This window comes from Kocuria sp. CCUG 69068 (assembly GCF_020833785.1).
GTDB classification, from domain to species: Bacteria; Actinomycetota; Actinomycetes; order Actinomycetales; family Micrococcaceae; genus Kocuria; species Kocuria rosea.
Genome location: NZ_PDDL01000174.1, coordinates 1 through 4,321, shown reverse-complemented (window position 1 = coordinate 4,321; position 4,321 = coordinate 1). Strand labels below are relative to the sequence as shown.

The following is a 4,321-nucleotide window of genomic DNA, read 5'->3' as shown; positions in this document are numbered from 1 at the left end:
CCGGCCTCCGTCGCGGACGCCGCCCGGTGGGCGGCCCTGCCGCGCTCCGCGGTGCGCGCTGCGCTGGCGGGGGCCGACGGTGTCGTGGCGGTGCACGACCGCGCCGGCCGCGAGCTGTGGTGCGCCACCGAGGTGCTCGAGGGCCCCGCACCCGGCGGGCGCCGCGCCGCCGGGGTCTTCCTGCTGCCGCCCTTCGACGAGTACGTCCTGGGCTACGGGGACCGCTCCCACGTGCTGGCCCCGGCCCACGCGGCCCGGATCGTCCCCGGCGGCAACGGGGTCTTCAAGCCCACCCTCGTGGCGGGCGGGCGGATCGTGGGGACCTGGGGGCGCGTGCGCCGCGCCGGTGGAGCCGAGCTCGTGCTCGACCCGTTCGAGGAGCTCTCGGCGGCCCGCCGCAAGGCCGCCGAGCGGGCCTTCGCGCGGTTGCCGGCGCTCTGAGCCGAGACGAAGCCGGTATGGGTCCGGGGGCCCGGGAGGTGGTCCGGCTCACCCGGCGCTCGATAGGGTGAGGCCATGATCAACCCCGCCCGCCTGCACTCGGACCTCTCCCGCCTCGGCCGCGAGACCGAGATGTTCCTGGCCACCACCGCGTCCCTGTCCGAGGACGAGCTGGCCGCCCCCTCGCTGTGCGAGGGATGGCGCCGCGCCGACGTCGTCGCCCACCTCGCCTCCAACGGGCGCGCCCTCGTCAAGCTCGTCGACTGGGCCGTGACCGGGCAGGAGCAGGCCCCCTACGCCTCGATGGAGGCCCGGAACCAGGACATCGCCGAGCTGGCCGCCCTGCCCCGCCAGGAGCTGGTCGAGAAGGCGCGCGAGTCGGCCGCCTACTTCGCCGAGCAGGCCCAGCGGCTGACCGGTGAGCTCGCGGTCGAGGAGGTGCACCTGCACGGCAAGGTGATCCCCGCTACCTCGATCGTGGCGCTGCGCATCGCCGAGGTCGTCGTCCACCACCACGACCTCGACACCGCCTGGACCATCGAGGAGGCCGACCCCGACTCGCTGCTCAACGCCCTCGAGGCCGCCGTGCGCACCATGCGCGCCAAGGGCGCCCCCGGCATGACGCTGGTGACGGAGGAGCGCGACGAGTGGGTGATCGGCGACGGCGCCCTGCGCGTCGAGTCCGACCGGGAGGGCCTGCTCGAGTGGCTGGCCCGCGGCGACGGCGAGAACGTCGAGGCCGACGGCCCGCTGCCGGTGCTGCCCTCCTGGTGACCGGACGCCCCGTGCGCAGCTGGTGGCTCGCGGCGCTCGTCGTGCTCGCGACCGGCGCCGCCGCCGCCGTCCGGCTCGGGCGCGGCGAGCTCGGCGAGGCGACGATCGCCGTGCTCGCCGGCGCCGTGGCCGTCGCGCTGTGCTCCCCGCTGGTCTTCCCGCGCCGGGGCGCCGCCCCGGACGCGGTGACCGTCTACTACCGCCCCGGCTGCGGTTACTGCCTGCGCCTGCGTGCGTCCCTGGGCTCCCGCGCCAGGCGCGCCCGCTGGGTGGACATCTGGGCGGACCCGGACGCCGCCGCCTACGTGCGCTCGGTCAACGGGGGCGACGCGACGGTGCCGACCGTCGTCGTCGACGGCGTCCCGCACACGAACCCTTCCCCCGCCACGGTCCGGGCGGCGCTGGAGCACCGGGCCTGACCGGACCCCCGGCGCGCTCCACGTCCCCGGACGGATCGGCGCCCGCCCCGGGACGGGGACGAGGCGCCGCGCCGGACGGGCGGACGGGGGGAGTCGGCGGGGTCACAGCCGCCCGGGGTGCCGTCGGGGCGGCGCCGCGGGGTAGAATGGTCTACGGCCCGCTGAGCGGGCGCTCCCGCCCGGGTCCCTCCGGGTGCGCGGCGGCGCCCCGGCCGCACCCATCGGGAGGGCTGCACCTCCCCCCGCATCTCCACCCGAAGAGAGACCCACGCGTATGCCTGTCACCTCCACCACCGCCCAGCGCGCCGACCTCCGCAACGTGGCCATCGTGGCCCACGTCGACCACGGCAAGACCACCATCGTGGACGCGATGCTCCAGCAGACGCACGCGTTCTCCGCCCACGGTGAGGTCGAGGAGCGCGTGATGGACTCCGGTGACCTGGAGCGCGAGAAGGGGATCACGATCCTCGCCAAGAACACCACGGTGTTCTACGACGGTCCCTCCGCCGAGGGGGAGACCATCACCATCAACGTCATCGACACCCCCGGCCACGCCGATTTCGGCGGCGAGGTCGAGCGCGGCCTGTCCATGGTCGACGGCGTCGTGCTGCTCGTGGACGCCTCCGAGGGCCCGCTGCCGCAGACCCGCTTCGTGCTGCGCAAGGCCCTCGAGGCCAAGCTCCCCGTGATCCTCGTGGTCAACAAGGTCGACCGCCCGGACGCCCGGATCGAGGAGGTCGTGCACGAGTCCATGGACCTGCTGCTGGGCCTGGCCTCGGACATCTCCGAGGACGAGCCGGACCTGGACCTGGACGCCGTCCTGGACGTGCCCGTGGTCTACGCCGCGGGCCGTGACGGCCGGGCCTCCCTGACGCAGCCCGAGAACGGCGGCCTGCCGGACAACGAGGACCTCGAGCCGCTGTTCGCGACCATCATCAAGCACGTCCCCGCGCCCTCCTACGACCCCGAGGGCGTGCTCCAGGCGCACGTGACCAACCTGGACGCCTCCCCGTTCCTGGGCCGTCTCGCCCTGCTGCGCATCTTCAACGGCACCCTCAAGAAGGGCCAGACCGTGGCCTGGGCGCGCGCCAACGGCGAGCTCAAGAACGTGCGGATCTCCGAGCTGCTGGCCACCAAGGGCCTGGACCGCGTCCCGGCCGACTCCGCCGGCCCCGGCGAGATCGTGGCCGTGGCCGGGATCGAGGACATCACCATCGGCGAGACCCTCACCGACCCGGAGAACCCGCAGCCGCTGCCCCTGATCACGGTGGACGACCCCGCGATCTCCATGACCATCGGCATCAACACCTCCCCGCTGGCCGGCCGCACCAAGGGCACCAAGGTCACCGCCCGCCAGGTCAAGGACCGCCTCGACAAGGAGCTCGTCGGCAACGTCTCGCTCAAGGTGCTCCCCACCCAGCGCCCCGACGCCTGGGAGGTCCAGGGCCGCGGCGAGCTGGCCCTGGCGATCCTGGTGGAGCAGATGCGCCGCGAGGGCTTCGAGCTGACCGCGGGCAAGCCCCAGGTCGTGACCAAGACCGTCGACGGCAAGGTGCACGAGCCCTACGAGCACATGACGATCGACGTCCCCGACGAGTTCCTCGGCGCCGTGACCCAGCTGATGGCCGGGCGCAAGGGCCGCATGGAGGCCATGGCCAACCACGGCACCGGCTGGGTGCGGATGGAGTTCAAGGTCCCCGCCCGCGGGCTGATCGGCTTCCGCACCCGGTTCCTCACCGAGACCCGCGGCGCCGGCATCGCGTCCTCCTACGCCGACGGCTACGAGCCGTGGGCCGGGGACATCGAGTACCGCACCAACGGCTCGATGATCGCCGACCGCGCCGGCGTGGTCACCCCGTTCGCCATGATCAACCTGCAGGAGCGCGGGTCCTTCTTCGTGGAGCCCACCTCCGAGGTCTACCAGGGCATGATCGTGGGCGAGAACTCCCGTGCCGACGACATGGACGTGAACATCACGAAGGAGAAGAAGCTCACCAACATGCGTGCGGCCTCCTCCGACACCTTCGAGAACCTCACGCCCCCGCGCAAGCTGACCCTCGAGGAGTCCCTCGAGTTCGCCCGCGAGGACGAGTGCGTGGAGGTCACCCCGGACGCCATCCGCATCCGCAAGGTGATCCTCGACGCCAACGAGCGGATGAAGGCGCACCGGGCCCGGGCCCGCGCCTGACCCCGGACCGCAGCAGCACCGCGCAGCAGGCCCGGCCGTGACCCAGCCCGTCCCGTACTACCCCGAGCAGGGCGTCCTCGTGCGCGAGGACGCCCTGCCGGGGCTGCTGCCCCCGGGCCTGCGCCCAGAGGACGCCCGGCTCCTGTTCGTGCACGCCCACCCCGACGACGAGTCCATCGCCACCGGCGCCACCATGGGCCGCTACGCGGAGCTCGGCGCGCGGGTCGTGCTGCTCACCATGACCCGCGGCGAGCGCGGCGAGGTCATCCCCGAGCCGCTGCACGCCCTCGAGGTCGGCCGGCCGGGGTGCACCGACGACGGCACGGCCCTGGGCCGCCACCGGGTCGGCGAGCTCGACGCCGCCGCGGCCCGCCTGGGCGTGGCCGAGCGCTTCTTCGCGGGGGAGCCCCCCGCCCTGGACCCCGCCGTGGGCTTCGCCGGCGGCACGGGCCACTACCACGACTCCGGCATGTCCTGGGGCCCGGACGGGGCGCGCAGG

At 74.1% G+C, this 4,321-nt stretch carries 5 protein-coding genes; all 5 read left to right on the top strand.

What is annotated here, in order from left to right; all coding sequences use genetic code 11:
* Nucleotides 1-441: DNA glycosylase AlkZ-like family protein (locus CRM73_RS18365; protein WP_229588699.1), on the top strand; the 441-nt coding region annotated here is incomplete at its 5' end.
* A gap of 75 nt (nucleotides 442-516) precedes the next feature.
* Entirely contained in the window at nucleotides 517-1,215 is a 699-nt protein-coding gene (locus tag CRM73_RS18360) for a maleylpyruvate isomerase family mycothiol-dependent enzyme (RefSeq protein WP_229588698.1), read from the top strand.
* Nucleotides 1,212-1,634 carry a glutaredoxin domain-containing protein gene (locus tag CRM73_RS20025; protein ID WP_229588697.1) on the top strand — a complete coding sequence of 141 codons (423 nt, stop codon included), beginning with the start codon at nucleotides 1,212-1,214 and terminating at the stop codon, nucleotides 1,632-1,634. The genes CRM73_RS18360 and CRM73_RS20025 overlap by 4 nt, the downstream gene beginning before the upstream one ends.
* Before the next feature lie 274 nt (nucleotides 1,635-1,908).
* A complete protein-coding gene (gene typA, locus CRM73_RS18350) occupies nucleotides 1,909-3,822 on the top strand; it encodes a translational GTPase TypA (protein WP_017833398.1) in 1,914 nt (637 codons plus the stop codon).
* 37 nt (nucleotides 3,823-3,859) lie between these two features.
* A partial coding sequence (locus tag CRM73_RS18345) for a PIG-L family deacetylase (protein WP_229588696.1) occupies nucleotides 3,860-4,321 on the top strand: 462 nt, incomplete at its 3' end.

Coding starts and splice junctions, on each gene's coding strand:
- CRM73_RS18360 (WP_229588698.1), top strand. CDS start 517: ATGATCAACCCCGCCCGCCTGCACTCGGACCTCTCCCGCCTCGGCCGC.
- typA (WP_017833398.1), top strand. CDS start 1,909: ATGCCTGTCACCTCCACCACCGCCCAGCGCGCCGACCTCCGCAACGTG.